Origin of the sequence: Actinomadura syzygii (assembly GCF_008085905.1) — a bacterium.
Lineage (GTDB): Bacteria > Actinomycetota > Actinomycetes > Streptosporangiales > Streptosporangiaceae > Spirillospora > Spirillospora syzygii.
On sequence record NZ_VSFF01000017.1, the window covers coordinates 19,801 to 37,400 of the forward strand.

13 protein-coding genes are annotated in these 17,600 nt (G+C 73.7%); 5 read left to right on the forward strand and 8 right to left on the reverse strand.

The genetic code is table 11. The annotated features are described in order from the left end of the window. Positions 1 to 405 precede the first annotated feature (405 nt). Positions 406 to 2,142, forward strand: a complete 1,737-nt coding sequence (locus tag FXF65_RS38425; protein WP_148355234.1) for a serine/threonine-protein kinase — start codon at positions 406 to 408, stop codon at positions 2,140 to 2,142. Positions 2,143 to 2,191: 49 nt separating this feature from the next. Continuing rightward, the gene (locus tag FXF65_RS38430) at positions 2,192 to 4,903 is read left to right on the forward strand and encodes an ABC transporter substrate-binding protein (RefSeq protein ID WP_148355236.1); all 2,712 of its coding nucleotides are present in this window, start codon (positions 2,192 to 2,194) and stop codon (positions 4,901 to 4,903) included. 18 nt (positions 4,904 to 4,921) lie between these two features. Here the strand turns inward: FXF65_RS38430 and FXF65_RS38435 are convergent, their stop codons facing one another. Beyond that, positions 4,922 to 6,271: a sensor histidine kinase gene (locus tag FXF65_RS38435; RefSeq protein WP_246199379.1), complete on the reverse strand. Its 1,350-nt coding sequence runs from the start codon at positions 6,269 to 6,271 to the stop codon at positions 4,922 to 4,924. Further along, positions 6,268 to 6,921 carry a response regulator transcription factor gene (locus FXF65_RS38440; RefSeq protein ID WP_067893068.1) on the reverse strand — a complete coding sequence of 218 codons (654 nt, stop codon included), beginning with the start codon at positions 6,919 to 6,921 and terminating at the stop codon, positions 6,268 to 6,270. The genes FXF65_RS38435 and FXF65_RS38440 overlap by 4 nt, the downstream gene beginning before the upstream one ends. Before the next feature lie 206 nt (positions 6,922 to 7,127). Here FXF65_RS38440 and FXF65_RS44240 point away from each other — a divergent pair, with 206 nt between their 5' ends. Next, positions 7,128 to 7,304 (forward strand): hypothetical protein, encoded by a 177-nt coding sequence (locus FXF65_RS44240; protein ID WP_165964506.1) that lies wholly within the window; start codon positions 7,128 to 7,130, stop codon positions 7,302 to 7,304. A gap of 72 nt (positions 7,305 to 7,376) precedes the next feature. Here the strand turns inward: FXF65_RS44240 and FXF65_RS38445 are convergent, their stop codons facing one another. The 3 genes from FXF65_RS38445 to FXF65_RS38455 all read right to left on the reverse strand — a co-directional run bounded on the left by FXF65_RS38445 (position 7,377) and on the right by FXF65_RS38455 (position 10,396). Then, complete coding sequence (locus tag FXF65_RS38445; protein WP_148355238.1) at positions 7,377 to 8,186, reverse strand: inositol monophosphatase family protein; 810 nt, start codon at positions 8,184 to 8,186, stop codon at positions 7,377 to 7,379. Beyond that, positions 8,183 to 9,097 (reverse strand): ferrochelatase, encoded by a 915-nt coding sequence (locus FXF65_RS38450; RefSeq protein ID WP_148355240.1) that lies wholly within the window; start codon positions 9,095 to 9,097, stop codon positions 8,183 to 8,185. Before FXF65_RS38450 ends, FXF65_RS38445 begins: the two co-directional genes overlap by 4 nt. A gap of 69 nt (positions 9,098 to 9,166) precedes the next feature. Beyond that, complete coding sequence (locus FXF65_RS38455) at positions 9,167 to 10,396, reverse strand: lytic transglycosylase domain-containing protein (protein ID WP_148355242.1); 1,230 nt, start codon at positions 10,394 to 10,396, stop codon at positions 9,167 to 9,169. Between the two features lie 253 nt (positions 10,397 to 10,649). On the opposite strand from FXF65_RS38455, the gene FXF65_RS38460 reads away from it, so the two are divergent. After that, complete coding sequence (locus FXF65_RS38460; protein ID WP_148355244.1) at positions 10,650 to 11,972, forward strand: D-arabinono-1,4-lactone oxidase; 1,323 nt, start codon at positions 10,650 to 10,652, stop codon at positions 11,970 to 11,972. Between the two features lie 32 nt (positions 11,973 to 12,004). Here FXF65_RS38460 and FXF65_RS38465 read toward each other — a convergent pair whose 3' ends face one another. Then, positions 12,005 to 13,036: a hypothetical protein gene (locus FXF65_RS38465; RefSeq protein WP_148355246.1), complete on the reverse strand. Its 1,032-nt coding sequence runs from the start codon at positions 13,034 to 13,036 to the stop codon at positions 12,005 to 12,007. Between the two features lie 419 nt (positions 13,037 to 13,455). Here FXF65_RS38465 and sepH point away from each other — a divergent pair, with 419 nt between their 5' ends. Further along, on the forward strand, positions 13,456 to 15,105 hold the full coding sequence (gene sepH / locus FXF65_RS38470) for a septation protein SepH (protein WP_148355248.1): 1,650 nt from the start codon (positions 13,456 to 13,458) through the stop codon (positions 15,103 to 15,105). Here the strand turns inward: sepH and FXF65_RS38475 are convergent. Together FXF65_RS38475 and FXF65_RS38480 are read right to left on the reverse strand one after the other, a co-directional pair. After that, a complete protein-coding gene (locus tag FXF65_RS38475; RefSeq protein WP_246199380.1) occupies positions 15,102 to 16,772 on the reverse strand; it encodes a PH domain-containing protein in 1,671 nt (556 codons plus the stop codon). The two genes, sepH and FXF65_RS38475, sit on opposite strands and share 4 nt — an antisense overlap. Beyond that, positions 16,769 to 17,356: a PH domain-containing protein gene (locus tag FXF65_RS38480; protein ID WP_378232812.1), complete on the reverse strand. Its 588-nt coding sequence runs from the start codon at positions 17,354 to 17,356 to the stop codon at positions 16,769 to 16,771. Before FXF65_RS38480 ends, FXF65_RS38475 begins: the two co-directional genes overlap by 4 nt. Positions 17,357 to 17,600 lie beyond the last annotated feature (244 nt).

Here is a 17,600-nt window from a genome sequence, read left to right on the forward strand (position 1 = left end):
ACGGTTGGTGACCTGCGACACACGAGGCGCGACCGTTCCCACGAGTGACACCCATCACCCGGTTCTCTTCCTCGCGATGTGTCTTCCGTCACACGCCCGGCGTTGGCCACGGTCTGGTCCGGGACCGGGGCGCCCGCCGGGGATCCCGCGGCGGCCGGGATCATATCGGTCCCGGCGGCGTTCCGCGCGCCGACCTCCCCGGCGTGGCGGATCGGCGCGATCGACCTGCTCGTCCGTCGAACCGCACACTTCGGTGAAACGTCTGAACTAACGCGATATCGTGCCCGCCTGAGGTTGGGGGCGGGTCCCCTGCGGGGTCCGTCCGGCATTCACCGGCCGAAGGCCCCGCTGCGGGGTCCGGCGCACACTATCGCGGGACATCACTGCGGGTCACTGGAGGGTCAGATGCCGGATGCCGCTCCGCTGGAGCCAGGCGATCCTAGGGCACTGGGACAGTACGAAGTCGTCGGACGGCTCGGCGCCGGGGGGCAGGGCGCGGTCTTCCTCGGCCGGGCGCCGGGAGGCGAGTACGTCGCGGTCAAGCTGCTGCACGCGCAGATGGCGAACGATCCCGCGGCGCGGGCCCGGTTCACGCGCGAGGTGAGCGCCGCGCAGAAGGTGGAGCCCTTCTGCACCGCCCGCGTGATCGAGGCCGACGTGCACGGCGACCAGCCGTACGTCGTCAGCGAGTTCATCGACGGTCCCTCGCTGCACGACGTGGTCGCGCACGACGGTCCGCGCAGCGCCGCCGAGCTCGAACGGCTCGCGATCGGGACGGTCACCGCGCTCGCCGCGATCCACGAGGCCGGGATCGTGCACCGCGACTTCAAGCCGAACAACGTCATGCTGGCCGCGGACGGCCCGCGCGTCGTCGACTTCGGCATCGCGCGGACGGTCAACTCGCAGGAGAGCGCGGTCACCGCGACCGGCATGGTCGTCGGCACGCCCGGCTACCTGGCGCCCGAGCAGCTCACCGGCGCGCCGCTCACCCCGGCCGTCGACATCTTCGCCTGGGGCGCGACGATGGTGTTCGCCGCGACCGGCCAGTCGCCGTTCGAGGCCGACACGCTGCCCGTCATCATCAACCGGATCCTGAACGAGGAGCCGGACCTGTCCGCGCTGCCCGCCGGGCCGGTGCGCGACCTGATCGGACGCTGCCTGTCCAAGGACGCCGGGCTGCGTCCGCCCGCGCCGCAGCTCCTGCTGAACCTGCTCGGGCACGTCGGCGCCGCGCCGGCGGGCCAGGGCGACCAGGAGGACCTGCTGAACCAGGGCACCCGGATCGCGTCGCAGCTCGCGCCGCCGCCCCCGGTGCCGCCCGCGCCGCGGCCCCAGCCGCCCCAGCCGCAGCACCAGATCACGCCGCCGCCGATGCCGATGCACCAGGCCGGGATTCCGCAGGGCGGGATGCAGGGCGGTATGCCGGGCGGCCCGCAGGGCGGGATACATGGGGGCATGCAGGGGCCACACACGCCGCCGCCGCAGCCGATCACCCCGCCGCCCATGCCGATGTACCAGGGCGGGGGGATGCCGCCTCCGCCGCCCACGTCGCCGGGCCCGCCGATGCGGCACCCCGTCCCGCCGGGGCCGGGGTTCGCGCCGCCGAAGCAGTCCAGCTCGGCCGGGCCGATCATCGCGATCGGCTGCGGCGCGCTCGCGCTGATCGTGATCATCGCGATCGTGGCGATCGCGGTGGTCGCGGCGAACAACGACGACCCCGACCCGACCCCCACGTACCTGCCGCCCAGCACGTACACGCCGAGCGAGACGCCGTCGTCGCGGGTGACGTCCGGCGGGCTGCTCGGCGTGTTCGACGGCGACGGCAACCAGCCCGCCGCGGGCTCGGGCCACACGACCTTCCAGGTCCGGTTCGCGCTGCTGTACACGAGCGGCACGGCGCGCTACACCTACCCGTCCGGTTCGCAGGACAACTGCTACACGCGGCTGTCGCTGCTGTCCGGCGACCAGAGCAGCGAGAAGGTCGAGTACCAGGAGACCCCGATGGCGGGGATGGACCCGAAGGAGTGCGCCTCCGGGTACATCACGTTCATCCCGTCCTCGGGCGGGAGCACCCTGAGGTGGGAGTGGCGGCAGAACCGGACCGAGCCGACGGCCTCCGCCTACGGAACCGTCTCCAAGTGATGGCCCGGCCCGAGCGCGGCCGAGTCCGGGCGACGCCGGCGGAGTCGGGGTGACCAAGGAGGTCGCCCCGCTCCGCGCGGGTGATCCGTCCCGGCTGGGCGCCTACCGGCTGGCCGGGCTGCTCGGGGAGGGCGGTCAGGGCACCGTCTACCTCGGCGAGGACGAGCCCGGCCACCGGGTCGCCGTGAAGCTGCTGCACGCGCGGTTCAGCGGCGACCCGAAGGCCAGGTCGCGGTTCGCGGCCGAGGTGGCGGTGGCGAAGCGGGTCTCGGCGTTCTGCACGGCCCGCGTCCTCGACTCCGACGTCGAGGGCGACCGGCCGTACATCGTCTCCGAGTACATCGACGGCCCGTCGCTGTCGGAGGTGCTGGCGGCGGAGGGCCCGCGGCGCGGCGCCGCGCTGGACCGGCTCGCGATCGGGACGATGACCGCGCTCGCCGCCATCCACCAGGCGGGCGTGGTCCACCGCGACTTCAAGCCCGCGAACGTGCTGCTCGCGCCGGACGGCCCGCGAGTGATCGACTTCGGCATCGCGCGGGCGCTGGACGCCACCGGCACGATGTCCAGCACGGCCGTGGGGACGCCCGCGTACATGGCCCCCGAGCAGATCTCGGGGGCCCGGGTCGGCCCGGCGGCGGACGTGTTCGCCTGGGGCGCGACGATGGCGTACGCGGCGAACGGGCGGGCCGCCTTCGGGCAGGACTCCATCCCGGCGGTCATGCACCGCATCCTCAACCTGGCGCCCGACCTCGGCGACCTGCACGAGCCGCTGCGCCAGATCGTCGCGGACTGCCTCAGCAAGGACCCGGCGCTGCGGCCCGCGTCGCAGCGCGTCCTGGCGCACCTGCTCGACCTGGCGGGGAGCCTGCCGCAGCCGGGCGCGCCGCGCGACACGGGCGGCGGCGAGGCCGCGGTGATGCTCACCCAGGGCGCGGCCACGGCGGCGACCGAGTCGGCCCGGCTGCGCGCCACGGCGCCGCCCCCGGCCAACGGCCCGCTGGGACCGCCCCAACTGCCCGGCGCGACGTGGCCGCCGCCTCCCCCGCCGCCGGACGGGCAGGGGTTCACGACCTGGCCGTCCGCCGGGCCGGTGGGCGCCGGCCCGCGGCCGCCCGGCGGCCGCAAGCGCGGGATCGGCGTGCTCGCGGGCGTGAGCGGCGCCGCGCTGGTCGCGCTGATCCTCGCCGGGACGGCGGTCGGCGTCCTGATCGCGAACCGCGACCACGACAAGACCACCACGAGCGCCGTGCGGGTCGGCGGCACGCTGGAGATGCTGTCCGACGACACGACCACCGACGGACTGCTCGACCCGGGGCACGCCGTCGGCAGCACCCAGCAGTTCCTCGCCAAGCAGCTGTTCACCGGACTGACCGCGCTGGACGGGGAGGGCGTGGCGCAGAACCGGCTCGCCACCACGATCACGCCGGACGCGTCCTGCCAGACCTGGCGGATCATCGTCCGGCAGGGGACGACGTTCAGCGACGGCGAGCCGGTCGACGCGGAGGCGTTCGCCCGCGGCTGGGCGCGCGCCGCCGCCGTCACCGAGGGACCCGCGTCGTACCTGATGAACGACATCGACGGGTTCCAGGGGGCGTCCACCGGGTCGCCGGGCGAGCTGTCCGGCGTCAAGGTCGCGGGCCCGGCAGACCTCAGCGTCAGGCTGACCTCCCCCAACTGCGAGTTCCCGACGCGGCTCGCCAACCCCGTGTTCGCGCCCGTCCCCAAGGCCTCGGGCGACGCGAAGAACTCGACCTACAACACGCGGCCGGTCGGGAACGGGCCGTTCAAGCTGGAGAGCTTCACCGAGAACCGCAGCGCCGTGCTCGTCCGCAACGACAAGTGGGCGTTCGGCAAGACCAGGCTCGACAAGGTGAACATCCGGCTCACCTCCGACGCGGCGGTCGGGCGCGCCGCGTTCACCGGGGGTGAGGTCGACCTGGCCATGCTCGGGTCCGGTTCGGGGCCCGCGCAGGCCCTCGGCTCGGACGCGGTGACCCGTCCGACGCCGTTCACGCGGATGGTCGTCCCGCTGACCCGGCGCGGCCCGCTGCAGAGCCGGGACGCGCGGCTCGCGGTGTCCTACGCGCTGGACCGGACGAGGGTCGCCGCGGGGACGCCGGGGTTCTACGAGGCGGCGCACGGCATCGTCCCGGCGGCGGTCCCCGGCGGCTTCGGACGGCCCGGTCCCTGCCCGTCCTGCGACACGCCCGACGTGGCGAAGGCCAAGGAGCTGGCGGCGCGGGCGAAGCTCGGGCCCGGCACGAAGATCCGGCTCTACCACCCGAACGTCCAGACCTACCGGCCCATCGCCGAGCTGGTGTCCCAGCAGCTCAGGTCCGCGCTCGGCTGGCAGGTCGAGCTCCGTCCCACCGAGTTCGTCGACCTCCGCAAGACCCTCGCGGGGAAGGACGCCTCCGGCCTCGCGCTGTCCTCGTGGGGGCCCGACTACCCCACCCCGTACACGGTCCTGTGGCCCCTGCTCGGGAGCACGGCCGCCGCCACCGAGAGCAACGGGTACGCCAACTACAACGGCTGGCGTAACGCGAGGTTCGACGAGCTGGTGTCCAGGGCGCTGCGCAGCACCTCCGCCGAGACCCGCACGTCCCTCTACAAGGAGGCCGAGAAGATCGCGCTGGACGACCTGGCGCTCATCCCGCTGACGTCCAGCCGCCGGGCGGCGCTCGCCCGCAAGACGAAGTTCACGGACCTGAGCCTCGACTACGACGGCGACCCGGTCCTCGTGGCCGCCAGGCTCAAGTAGCGCGGCCCCCCCGAGGGCTCAGCCGGACGGCAGCCGGACCGTGACGATCAGCCCGCCGCCGGGACGCGGCGCCGCGTACACCGCGCCGCGGTGCGCCAGGACCACCGACCGCACGATCGACAGCCCGAGCCCGGCACCCTTGGACGACTCGACCCGGTCGGCGTTCAGCCGCCGGAACGGCTCGAACAGCCGCTCCACCTCGTAGGCGGGGACGGCGGGCCCGGTGTTCTCGACCTGCACGGTGGCGTAGCCGTCCAGCAGGCCGGTGCGGATCCACAGCTCGCCGCCCGCCTCCTCGTTGTGCTTGACCGCGTTCTCGACGAGGTTGGACACGAGGTGCTCCAGCAGCACCGGGTCGCCGAGCGCCTTTCCGGGCGTCAGCTCCGGGTGGACGGACACGTCGTTGTCGTGGTCGCGGCGCGCCGAGTGCTCCAGCACCGTCGCCGCGACCTCCGCGAGGTCGACGGGGGTGCGGGTGGTCAGCTCCCGCTCGCTGCGGGCGAGCAGCAGCAGGCCCTCGATGAGGCGCTCGTGCCGGGCGTTGGTCGCGAGCAGCGTCCGGCCGACGGCGCGCAGGTCGTCGGACACGTCGGGGTCGCCGAGCGCGACCTCCAGCAGCGTCCGGTTGATCGCGAGCGGGGTGCGCAGCTCGTGCGAGGCGTTCGCGACGAACCGGCGCTGCGAGTCGAACGCGTGCCCGAGCCGCTCCAGCATCGCGTCGAACGTGTCGGCCAGCTCCTTGATCTCGTCGTCCGGGCCCTCCAGCGCGATGCGCTCGTGCAGGGTGCTCTCCGACAGGCGGCGGGCCGTGGTGGTGACCCGCTGCAGCGGGCTGAGCGCCCGGTCGGCGACGAACCAGCCGAGCACCAGCGTGATGATCCCGACGCCGCCGAGCGCGAGCAGGGACCGTCCGACGAGCTGCTTCATCGTCTGGTCGACGAACTGGCGCTGCAGCGCGGCGGCCTGCTCGTCGGTGGTGATGCCGTAGCCGAGCACCTTCACGTTGCCGAGGATGTCGGCCATCAGCACCGACATGACGAACAGCAGCAGGGCCCCGGCCAGGAAGAACAGCAGCCCGTACAGGAGGGTGAGGCGCAGCCGGACGCTCATCCGGCCGGGCAGCGCCTTCAGCTCGGCGAACGACCCGGCGTTCTCGCCGCGCCACATGCCCTTCGGCGCCGGGGGCGGCTCCGGGACCTGCTGCGGGCCGGGGCGGCGCCACCGCCCGCCGCGCCGTCCGCCCTGGGCCGTGGCGTCCTCGTGGTACGTCCCGCCGGCGCCGGGCAGGGCGGACGCGGCGGTCGCGCCGGGCAGGGCGTCCGGACGGGGCTCCTCGGAGCCGGTTCGGGGTGCGTGATCGGCGGTCACAGTCGGTATCCCACTCCCGGGACGGTCTCGATCACCGGAGGTTCGCCGAGCTTCTTGCGCAGCGTCATCATCGTCACGCGGACCACGTTCGTGAACGGGTCGATGTGCTCGTCCCACGCCTTCTCCAGGAGCTGCTCGGAGCTGACGACGGCACCGTCCGCGCTGAGCAGGACCTCCAGGACGGCGAACTCCTTGCGGGTCAGCTCGACCGGGCGGCCGTCCCTGGCGACCTCGCGGCGGGCCGGGTCGAGGCTGATCCCGGCACGCTCCAGGACGGGCGGCAGCGGCGCGGCGGCGCGCCGCCCGAGCGCCCGCACCCGCGCGATCAGCTCGGCGAACGCGAACGGCTTGGCGAGGTAGTCGTCGGCGCCGATGGACAGGCCCTCGACCCGGTCGCCGAGCTCGCCCGCCGCGGTCAGCATGATGATCCGCGCCGGGTAGCGCTGCGCGACGAGCTGCTTGCAGACGTCGTCGCCGTGCACCTTCGGGAGGTCGCGGTCGAGGACGATGACGTCGTACTCGTTGACGCCCGCCCGCTCCAGCGCGCCCGCGCCGTCGTAGGCCACGTCCACGGCCAGCGTCTCCCTGCGCAGGCCGGTGGCGATGGCGTCGGCGAGCACCCGCTCGTCCTCGACGACTAGAACACGCACGGCTCCCCCTCCATGTCCGGGGCGCGGGACGCCCCGGGTTCCAGATATCCCACGCGGGCCGTAAGAAGCCCGTAAGCACCTGTTCACGCGATCGCCCGACCGGCCGTGATCCGCCGGACGCAACAATCCGCGAAAATTGCATCGGCGTACAGGTTTACCTCCAGCCTAGGTCTGGGTACGCATGGGCACGATCCGGGAGGAGGCCAATGGGCGAGTTGTCACGCATGATCCAGCAGCGGCTAGACGACGCGTACGCGTCGCTGCGGAGCGCCCACGCAGAGGGAGACACCTACCTGGCGGACATCCGCCAGGAGGAGATCAACGACCTGCGCCGGATCGCAGCGAACAACGACATCGGCGTTGAGCCACCCCGCTGCGACTGAGGACACGCGAACCGAGACGGGGAGCCCGGGACCGCCGCCGGTCCCGGGCTCCCCGTCGTCGTAGCGGGGGGATCAGTCGGTGAGCGGGTCCAGCGGCGCGAGGAGCGCGTGCAGGGCCTCGAACGTGCCCGGCCCCGCGGCGATGGTCAGCTCCGGTCCCGCGGGCGCGCCGTGCAGGCCCCCGACCCGTCCGCCCGCCTCCTGGACGATCAGCCCCCCGGCCGCGACGTCCCACGCCTGGACGCCCCGCTCGTAGTAGGCGTCGACCCGTCCGGCGGCGAGCGAGCACAGGTCGACGCAGCAGGAGCCGCCCCGGCGGATGTCGCGGACGTTCGGCAGCACCCCGGTGAGGACGCGGGCCTGCCCGGCGCGCCGTTCCGCCGAGTATCCGAAGCCCGTGGCGACCAGGGCGCGGTCGAGCGGGACGTCGGAATTCACGTGAAGTTCACGCGAGCCGGACGCGGTGTGCAGCAGCGCTCCCCCGCCGCGCACGGCCGTGTAGGACTCGCCGCGGCGCGGCATCTCCACGGCCCCGGCGACGGCCGTGCCGTCCACCTCGGCGGCGATGCTGACTGCCCAGTCGGGCAGGTCGTAGAGGTAGTTGACGGTGCCGTCGATCGGGTCGATCACCCAGCGGACGCCGCTGCCGCCCGCCTGGGTCCCGCCCTCCTCGCCGAGGAAGGCGTCGTCGGGACGGGCCGCGCGGATCCGCTCGACGATGAGCTGCTCGGCGGCACGGTCCATCTGGGTGACGACGTCGGTCGGGGACGACTTGGTCTGCACGACGTCCGGACCGTCCGCCGGACGCTTGTCGACCAGCATCCGCCCGGCCTCCCGGGCGGTCTCGACGGCCAGTTTCAGCAGTTCCTCGGGCAGGCTCATCGCGTCTCGTCCAGGAGGAGTTGGCGGGGCAGGGCGGCGAAGCGGGGGTCGGCGCCGGGGGTGGCGGCGCGGGCGAACGCGATGCCGAGTTCCTCCGCGCGTCCGGCGGCCTCCACGTCGAGGTCGTACTTGACCTCCATGTGGTCGGAGACGAACCCGATCGGCACGACCGCGACCGCGCGGACGCCCTCGCCGTGCAGCTTCTCCAGGTGGTCGGTGATCTGCGGTTCGAGCCACGGCTGCGTCGGCGGCCCGCTGCGGCTCTGGTAGACGAGGTCCCAGGGCGTGCCGGGGGCCGCCTTCTCGGCGACCGTCCGGGAGGCGGCCTCCAGCTCGTCCACGTACAGCTCGCGGTTGGGCTGGGAGAGCGGGACGCTGTGCGCGGTGAAGATCAGGCGCGCGTCCGCCGGGAGGCTGCTCAGGGCGTCCTCGGCGGCGTCCACGAACGGGTCGATGAAGCCGGGCCGGTCGCAGTAGACGGGGAGCTTGTCGATGACCGGCGCGTCCTCGACCTCCTCGCGTGCGCGGGCGATGTCGGCGAGGTACTGGTCGTTCGTCGAGTAGCCGCTGTAGGCGGACGTGACGAACGCCGCCGCGCGCCGGACGCCGTCCGCCTTCATCTGCCGGACGGTGTCGGCCAGATAGGGCGTCCAGTTCCGGTTCCCCCAGTAGACGGGGAGGTCCAGGCCGTGGGAGGCGAAGTCGGCCTCGATGGCGCCCTTGAGGTCGCGGCAGAGCTGGTTGATGGGGCTGACCCCGCCGAACAGGTAGTAGTGCTCGCCTACCGCCTCCAGCCGTTCGCGGGGGATGTTGCGGCCGCGGGTCACGTTCTCCAGGAAGGGGATCACGTCGTCCGGTCCTTCGGGGCCGCCGAAGGAGAGCAGGAGCAACGCGTCGTACGACGACGTCATGTCTCCATCCAACCAGGCCCTCGCGCGTGCCCCGTGCGGGCCGGGTCGCGGGTCGGCTCGCGGGCCGGGTCAGTCGAACCGGGCCTGGTACGCCTTGGCCAGGTTGAGGACCTTCTGGACGTACCAGTCGGCGTGGTTGTACTGCCACACCGCCCTGTAGAGCTGCTGCCCGCCCCGTCCCCCGCCGCTCGCGCACAGGTACTTCGCGGCGGCGGGGACGGCGTCGTAGGGGTTCATGATGTCGGCCTTGCCGTCATGGTCGCCGTCGACGCCGTAGGTCCGCCAGGTGGCGGGCATGAACTGCATCGGGCCGAGCGCGCCCGCGCTGGAGGGGCCCGCGTTGCGCCCGTGGTCGCTCTCGACCTGGCCGATCGCGGCGAGGACCGTCCAGGACAGGCCGGGGCACGTCCGCGCGGCCTGCTTGTAGAGGTCGAGGTAGCCGCCGGGGCGACCGCTCTCGCCGGGCGTCTGGAACCGCCGCTCGTGCAGGTTCACGACGTTCGCGCCCGGTCCGAGCGCCTTCGTGACCGCCTGGACGACCTTCGCCGGGCTCACTCCCGGCGCGTTGACGAGGAGCGCGATGTTCGGGACGAGCCCCATCCTGCCGCCGGACGTCCGGCTGACGAGCATGTCGATGCCGGGCAGGCCGAAGGCGCCGGAGCCGCCCATGGTGAGGTTCGGCATCGTCCGCCCCACCACCGGGTAGCGCATGCCGCGGTTGAGCCTGAGCTGCTCGGCGGCGGCCGGGGAGACGACGAAGTGGTCGGCGGCGAGGGCCTCCCACAGGTCGGTGCGCTTGGCCGTCCCGGGCGGCGTCCAGGACCGGAAGGACGACGGGTCGACCGCGAACGCGTTGACCTGGCGCCCCTGGAGCTGGACGGCGCCGCCGTCGACGGCGACCACGTCCCTGACCTTGCCGAGCTTCGCGACCTTCCTGATCCGCGCGGCGGTGATCGACCGGCCGCCGACGGCCAGCACGTCCGGCGGGACGACCCTGCGCAGCGGCGCGACCTGCCCGCCGCTGACCACGTTCACCGGGTCGCCCGGCGGCGCGCTCGGCGGCGGCTCGTCCCCCGCCGCGGCGGGCTCGGCGTCGTCGGCGGTCAGCGCGGCGAACACGCCGCCGGATCCGGTGGCGACGGCGAGGAGCGCGATCGCGGCGACGGTGATCGGCAGGGCCCGGCCGCGCCGGCGCCGGGCCGGGGCGGGGCGCTTCCTCACCGGCTGCGCGCCGCGCGGGCGCGTGGCGGACGTCCCGTTCCCGCCGGGACCGGCCTCCTCGGCGGCGGCGTCGCCCATGGACCCGTGCGGTGCTGACCCGTGCGGTGCTGAAGGAGGAGCCACAACATTCCCCAACGAGAGTCGCTACTGACGGTTACCCGGCGTTCGCTTCTTTCCCTCACGGAACGGGATCATGAGGATCATGAGGTCGGCGGCGGCCGAACCGGTACCCACCGACGTCCGGTCCCGAGGGACGGATCGGATCGTATCGCCTCAGACCGGACAGAAATGTGAACTTTTCTCGCGAACAATCGCCGAGTAGAGTCACGCCATGTCCCCCGTGAAGTCCCCCGCGAACGACCGCGCCTGGCAGAACTGGGCGGGAAACCAGCAGGCGGCGCCCCTGCGCGTCGTGACGCCGGGCACCGGCGCCGAGGTGGCCGACGCGGTCCGGGCGGCCGCCGACGACGGGCTCACGGTCCGCATGACGGGCTCCGGGCACTCGTTCACCGGCGCGGCCGTCGCGGACGGCATGCTGCTGCGTCCCGACGCGCTGACCGCGGTGCGGTCCGTCGATACGGCGACGGGACTCGTCACCGTCGAGGCGGGTCTTCCGCTGCACACGTTCAACCGCGTCCTGGACGAGCACGGTCTCGCGCTGGCCAACATGGGGGACATCCAGGAGCAGACCGTCGCCGGAGCCCTCCAGACCGCCACCCACGGCACGGGACGCGACAGCGCGGGCCTGGCCTCCCAGGTCGCCGCGCTCGAACTCGTCCTGGCGGACGGCAGCGTCGTCACCTGTTCCCGTGAGGAACGACCGGACCTGTTCGACGCGGCACGGGCGGGCGTGGGCGCGCTCGGCATCGTCACCGCCATCACCTGGCAGACCGTCCCGGCCTTCCTCCTGCGCGCACGGGAGGAGCCCATGAAGTGGGACGAGGTGCTCGCGCGCATAGACGAGTTCGACGCGGCCAACGAGCACTTCGAGTTCTACTGGTTCCCGCACACCGAAGGGTGCCTGACCAAGCGCAACAACCGCGTCGAGGGCCCGGCGGAGCCGCTGTCCAAGGTCAAGTACTGGCTGGACGACGAGTTCCTGTCCAACAAAGTGTTCGGAGCCGTCAACAGGCTCACGCACCGGGTGCCCTCTACGACGACCTTCGTGAACGGCATCTCCGCCAAGGCGCTCGGGGCCCGTACCTACAGCGACACCTCGTACAAGGTCTTCACCAGCCCGCGGACCGTCCGGTTCAAGGAGCAGGAGTACGCGATCCCGCGCGAGGAGCTCGTCCCCGCACTGCGCGAACTCCGTTCCCTATTCGCCAGGAAGGACTGGCGGATCAGCTTCCCCATCGAGGTGCGGCTGCTCCCCGAGGAGGACGCCTGGCTGTCCATGGCCCATGGACGGCGGAGCGCGTTCATCGCCGTGCACGTCTACCACCGCGACCCCCACGAGGACTACTTCAAAGGGGTCGAAGACCTGTTGACGTCCCTGAACGGACGTCCGCACTGGGGCAAGCTCCACACGCGCGATGCCGCGTACCTGGAGAAGGTCTATCCGCGATTCGGGGACTTCCGCGCCCTGCGCGACGAACTCGACCCGGAGCGCCGCTTCGCCAACCCGTACACGAACCAGGTCTTCGGCGAATAGGCGTCGAAATAGGCGTCGAAACAAGCGGGGCCTTAGTCGCCCGGGGTGGTGCGCTGCTGCTCGGCTCCGCCCGGCGGCTGACCGCCGTCCTGCGGGTTCTCGGTGGGCGCCGGGGTGCTCGGCGCCGTCGGCGTGGGCGTCGTCGGACGGCCGGTCGGCTCCTGCTGCGTCGGCGTCTCGGTCGGCCCGGTCGGCTGCTGCCCGCCCGGCGTCGTCTGCTGCGTGGACGGGGCCCCGCCGGTCGGGGTCCCGGTCGGCGTACCGCTCGGCTCCGTCGTGTTGTCGGTCCGAGTCGGCGTCGGGGTGTCGTCCTGCTTCCCGCCCCCGTTGCCGCCCAGCACGTTGGTCACGGTCAGGCCCTTGTCGCTCTTGCCGATGGGCTGCCCGGTCGTCGCCTCGTAGAGCGTGATTCCGCCGATGACGATCGCGAACACCGCCGCGGACGACACCACGAGCTTGACCCAGTGCGCCTTGGCCCATTCGACGGTGCTCTGCAGCGCCGACCGCCGGACGACCTCGCGGACCGCCTCCTCGCCCGCCTCCTCGGCGAGGGAACCGGCCACGGCGTCCACCGGGTCCAGGCTGGTGGCGTTGGGGTCGCCGCCGCCGAGCATGGGGTCGAACCGGGTCGCGTTAGGGTCACCGCCGCCGAACGACGGGTCGAGGCGCGTGGCATTGGGGTCGCCGCCGCCCTGGAACGACGGGCCCCGCCGGGTCGCACTGGGGTCGCCGCCTTGGAACGGGAAGCCGAGACCGGCGGCGTGTCGGGGCCAGGCGACGGTGCGCGTCGGGTCGGCGCTGGTGGCGGCCTCGGCGGCGTGGTCCGCCGCGTCCCGCCGCCGGACCGCCGCCTGGACGTGTGACAGCTCCTTGAGCTGCTCCCGGCCCTGGTCGAGGTAGTGCTTCCCGACGGCCGACCCGGCCGTCGAGATCACGCTCATCAGCGCCGCGCCGATGATCGTCCCGTAGACGCCCAGGTAGGACGCCCCGAGCGCGGCCACTCCCGTCGCCGCCGCACTCGCGATCAACTGCGTCGTGCTCAGGTCCGGCAGCTTGCGCGGCATTCCCCGGCTCACCCCTGTCCGTTGATGTCAAAACCCCCGAAAAGAAACTAACCGGGACAAGTCGGTGTTCCTGCCGCGGACGTGACGCTCGCAACTCCGAACCGGTGGCGCCGCACCCGCCGGTCAGGCACGGTGAGGAAAAAGATGGACAAGAATCGAGCGGGACGGGCCCCCGTCGTACTCGTCACCGGCAAGCTTGGTCAGGTGCCCTCTTCGACCTCGTGAAGGGGGCTTCGAGAGCGGCGATGTTCGGACATGCCGGGTACGGTGCTGGCAGCAGGTGTGTCCGAAAGAGAGACTCGGGAACCCGGGGGAAGGGCACGCATGCGCCCTCGGTGGGCATCGGGCGGCCGACCGTCGAGCACGGTCCGCCGCACCGGCGTCCTCCGTGCCGTAAGGACAGGGCAGGAAGGACACGCATGCAGGAGCTGCGCCTCGTCGCGGTCAGCGAGGACGGTACGTACCTCGTCCTGGCCACCGCGGGCCGAGGCACCCGGTTCACCCTGCCCGTCGACGACCGGCTCCGCGCCGCGGTCCGTGGGCACTTCTCCCGCCTCGGCCAGTTCGAGATCGAAGTGGAGAGTCCCTTGCGCCCCAAGGAGATCCAGGCCCGCATCCGGTCCGGCGAGACCGCGGAGGAGATCGCCGAGTCGGCCGGCATCCCGGTCGAACGCGTCCGCTGGTTCGAGGGCCCGGTCCTGCAGGAACGCGAGTACATGGCCCAGCAGGCGCAGCGCGTGGCGGTGCGCCGCCCCGGCGAGTCGGCCCCCGGCCCGCCGCTCGGCGAGACCGTCGAGGAGCGCCTCGGCCGCGGCGGCGTCGACCTCGAAGAGGTCGAATGGGACTCCTGGAAGTGCGAGGACAGCACCTGGCGCGTCCGGCTGTCGTTCTTCGACAACGGCCGCCCGCACGCCGCCGAGTGGACGTTCGACCCGCGCCGCCGGCACGTCTCCCCGCTGGACGAGGTCGCCGCCCGCCTCACCGCCGTCGAGTGGGACGACGAGGCCCTGTCCGACACGGTGACGCCGCTCGTGCCGCGCCGTCCCGCCATGAAGGTCGTGTCCAACGACCTCGACCGCGACTTCGACCGCGACTTCGACCGGGGGCGCGAGCGCGACCCGGCGCCGCGCGGGCTGCCCGCCGAGTTCCCGGCGGAGTTGCCCGCCGAACCCGCGCAGGCGGGCCCGTCCGCGCGGCCCGCGCCGTCCGGCAGGCCCGAGCCGCTCCGCGCCGCCGAGCCCCGCGAGTACGTCGCCGAGCGCGGGCGGATGGTCGAGCCGCGGCCGTCCGTGCGCGAGCCCGGCGAGGCCGCCGCGCTGCACGAGGCCGCCCCGCCCCGGGAGCCGGACGAGCGGACCGAGCCCTTCGCCCGCCCGAGCGCCGCGCCCGCGCCGCTCCGTCCGCGCGTCGCCGAGGAGCCCGCGGCGCCGCCCGAGGCCGTCCGCGAGGCGGTCCGCGAGGTCGCGCCGCCGGAGGACGAGCCCGCCGCCGAGACCGACGAGGCGGCCGAGCCCGTCGTATACGAGCGCGCGGACGCCCCCGAACAGGCGACCGAGGCCGACGAGGCGGAGCAGCCCGCCGAGCCGGTCGCGGAGGAGACCTCCGAGACCGACGAAGCGGACGAGACGAGCGAAGCCGACGAGGAGCGTCCGGCCGACGAACCGGAGCCCGAGCCGGAGGCGGCCGCCGAGCCCGAGGAGGCGGACGTCGCCGAGCCGGGGCCCGCCGTCGCGAAGGCGCCGGAGGCCGAGCCCGTCGCGGCGGAGCCGGAGCGTGCGCCGGAGCCGGAGCAGGACGAGCCCGCGCCGGAGAAGAAGCCAGCGGCGGCGCAGCGTCCGGCGCAGCGGCAGCCTGCCAGGGCGCCCGCGAAGAAGAAGCCCGCCGCGCGTCCCGCCATGCCCGCCGCGCAGGACAAGCCCGCCACCGGGTCGCCCGCCGCCGCGGCGGCGGCGAGCGGCGGCGACTCGGCCGCCGCACAGCGTCCGGCGCGGCGCCGCAAGGCGAAGGGCAAGCGCGCGTCCGTCCCGTCGTGGGACGAGATCATGTTCGGCGCCCGCCGTCCCGACTAGCGGTCCGGCGGCGGTTCCAGGAACGGGGTCACCCACGCCGGGGTGATCCCCGCGGCCAGGGACACGGCGTCCGCCTCGGACATGTCCGCCGCGGAGTAGCCGCCCTCGCCCGCGCCGACCGCCGCGAACAGCGTCGCGAGGCCCAGCCTGCGCTGGAAGAGCGTGCGGCGGATCCGCCAGCCGACGACGGCGCCGTGCTCGACGACCACCTGCCGCCGCCGCAGCGACCCCGACCGGACGCTGAGGCGCTCCCCGTCCGTGACGTGCCCGAGCTGCCGGTACCGGTCGAGCCCGAGCAGGACGGCGGGCCCGGCGAACGCGGCGAACCCGGCCGCGACCCACGGCTGCCCGGCGACCAGGGCCAGCGCGGCGAGGCCCAGCGGAAGCGCCACCGCCCGCGCCACGCGGCGTCCCCGCGCCGCGGGCGGATGCCTGGTCAGCGGGCCGGGGACGGTCCCGACGACCCGCGCCGCCAGCGCCTCCGCCACCGGGCGCGGCGCGGCGGGCAGCAGCCGCCCGCGGTGCGCGGCGTCCCCGAGGCCGGTGATCAGCGCCCCGAGCCGGGTCACCCCGGCCGCGCGCTCGAACGGGTTGTCGGCGAGCTCGACGCCGCGCAGCCTGCGCCGCTCCAGCGACACGCTGCGCCGGGTGAGCAGGCCGCGCTCGGCGACGAGCGACCCGTCCCGCTCGTGGACGGTGAAGTCCCAGTTGAACAGCGTGAAGACGATCACCGACATGACCGGCATGGCGATCAGGACGAGGATGGCGAGCGCCACGACGAGCGCCGTGGGCAGGCCGACCAGATCGTGGCCCACGCCCTCCACCCGCTCCCGCGTGATGAGCCCGAGGTCGTCGCCGAGGTTGTAGAGGGTCCCGAGCAGGCTCCCGGCCAGCGCGAACGGCGTGAGCAGGTACGCACCGCTGAGCGGGGCGTACACGTACCAGCGCCGTCGCATCCGGGCCAGGACGCGGCGCGGCGGCGCGGGCGCGTCACGGGCCAGCAGGACGCGCCGCAACCGGTCCGCCTCGTGCCGGGACACCGCGTTCAGCGTGCCCTCGCCGCCGTCCGCGCCCGCGTCGATGTCGACGGCCGCCAGGCCGAGGATGCGGTGCGGCGGGGACGCGCTGATGTCCACGCCCCGGATCCGGTCGCGCGGGATGCTCTTGACCGACCGTCCGATGAGCGCCCGGCGCAGCTCGATGCGGTCGCCGTACAGGACGTAGGTGAACGTCATCCAGTCGGCGACGTGGAAGGCGAGCCCGAACGCGAGGCCGACGAGCGTGAAGTGGAACGCCGTGGACATCCCGCCGACCAGCAGCCCCGTCGCCCCGGCGGCGATCAGCGCGATCAGCTCCCGGACGGCGCCGACGACGAACGTGAACGGGTGCAGCCGCTGCGCGTGTCCGACGTCGGACGGGCCGCCGGGCACGGCGCCGTCGCCATGCCCGTTGGACGCCGTGACGCCGACCGGACTCCCGGCGGGACTCCCGGCGGGACTCCCGGCGTGTTCGGAGACGGACGCAGGGACGAGTCCGGGTTCGCGGACGGATTCCGGCGCGGACTCCGGTACAGGTTCCGGCGCGGGTTCGAGGGCTGGTTCCGGCGCGGAGTCGGGGACGGGCTTCGGCGCGGGGTCCGGAACGGCGTCGCCGTCTCGCAGGTTCACGTGGCGTCGTCGCGGAGGTCGTGGGCGCGGTGGGCGAGGTCCTCGGCCAGGCGGGTCGCCACGTCCACCGGAAGGCCGGAGACCTCCGACGACCCGGTGTGCGAGGCGGTGTTGACCTCGATGGTCGCGAGGCCCAGCATCCGCTCGATCCAGCCCTGCTCGGTGTCGACGGTCTGGATGCGGCTCACGGGGACCAGCAGCCACTCACGGCTGAACCATCCCGTCCTGGTGTAGACGACGTCCGCGCTGACCTCCCACCGGTGGACGCGGTAGCGCCACACGGGCGCGACCGTCACCATGAGCAGGCCCGCCGCGCCGACGACGTAGGGCAGCCAGCCGACGCGCCCGGTCAGCCAGCCCGGCATGTCGTCCCACCCGGAGTCGCCGACCCAGGTCGCGACGCCCAGCGCGAGGCCGAACGCCAGCCCCCACAGCAGCAGGTACTCGATCGCCCAGTGCGCGACGGCACGCGGCGAGACCCGGTTCTCGGGCGGCCGCAGCCGCGGCGGGCCCGCTCCCCCGCCGTCCCCGCCGTCTCCGTCGCCCTCGTCGCCCAGGTCGTGGCCGCACCGCACCGACGTCACATCGCGAGTCTAGAACGCCGGAGGCGCCCTCCCGTTCTCACGCCAGGCGCGAAATCGCCCGGCCCGGGGCATCGTGGCGGGCATGTCAGCGTTCTGTCAGTGGCGCATGCGATGTTGGGAGCGCGTCTGAACGCCGCTGACGGAACCGCGTCCGAGGCGGCGGAAAAACAGGATGCGCACCACCCCGGACACCGCATATTTTGACTGGCTCCCTCCCCGGAGGGGGGGAGACGTCCGGCGAACG

Bases quoted from the DNA above. Each gene is read 5' to 3' on its own strand.
- FXF65_RS38425 (WP_148355234.1), top strand. From the start codon at position 406: ATGCCGGATGCCGCTCCGCTGGAGCCAGGCGATCCTAGGGCACTGGGA.
- FXF65_RS44240 (WP_165964506.1), top strand. From the start codon at position 7,128: ATGGGCGAGTTGTCACGCATGATCCAGCAGCGGCTAGACGACGCGTAC.
- FXF65_RS38445 (WP_148355238.1), bottom strand. From the start codon at position 8,186: ATGAGCCTGCCCGAGGAACTGCTGAAACTGGCCGTCGAGACCGCCCGG.
- FXF65_RS38450 (WP_148355240.1), bottom strand. From the start codon at position 9,097: ATGACGTCGTCGTACGACGCGTTGCTCCTGCTCTCCTTCGGCGGCCCC.
- FXF65_RS38455 (WP_148355242.1), bottom strand. From the start codon at position 10,396: ATGGGCGACGCCGCCGCCGAGGAGGCCGGTCCCGGCGGGAACGGGACG.
- FXF65_RS38460 (WP_148355244.1), top strand. From the start codon at position 10,650: ATGTCCCCCGTGAAGTCCCCCGCGAACGACCGCGCCTGGCAGAACTGG.
- FXF65_RS38465 (WP_148355246.1), bottom strand. From the start codon at position 13,036: ATGCCGCGCAAGCTGCCGGACCTGAGCACGACGCAGTTGATCGCGAGT.
- sepH (WP_148355248.1), top strand. From the start codon at position 13,456: ATGCAGGAGCTGCGCCTCGTCGCGGTCAGCGAGGACGGTACGTACCTC.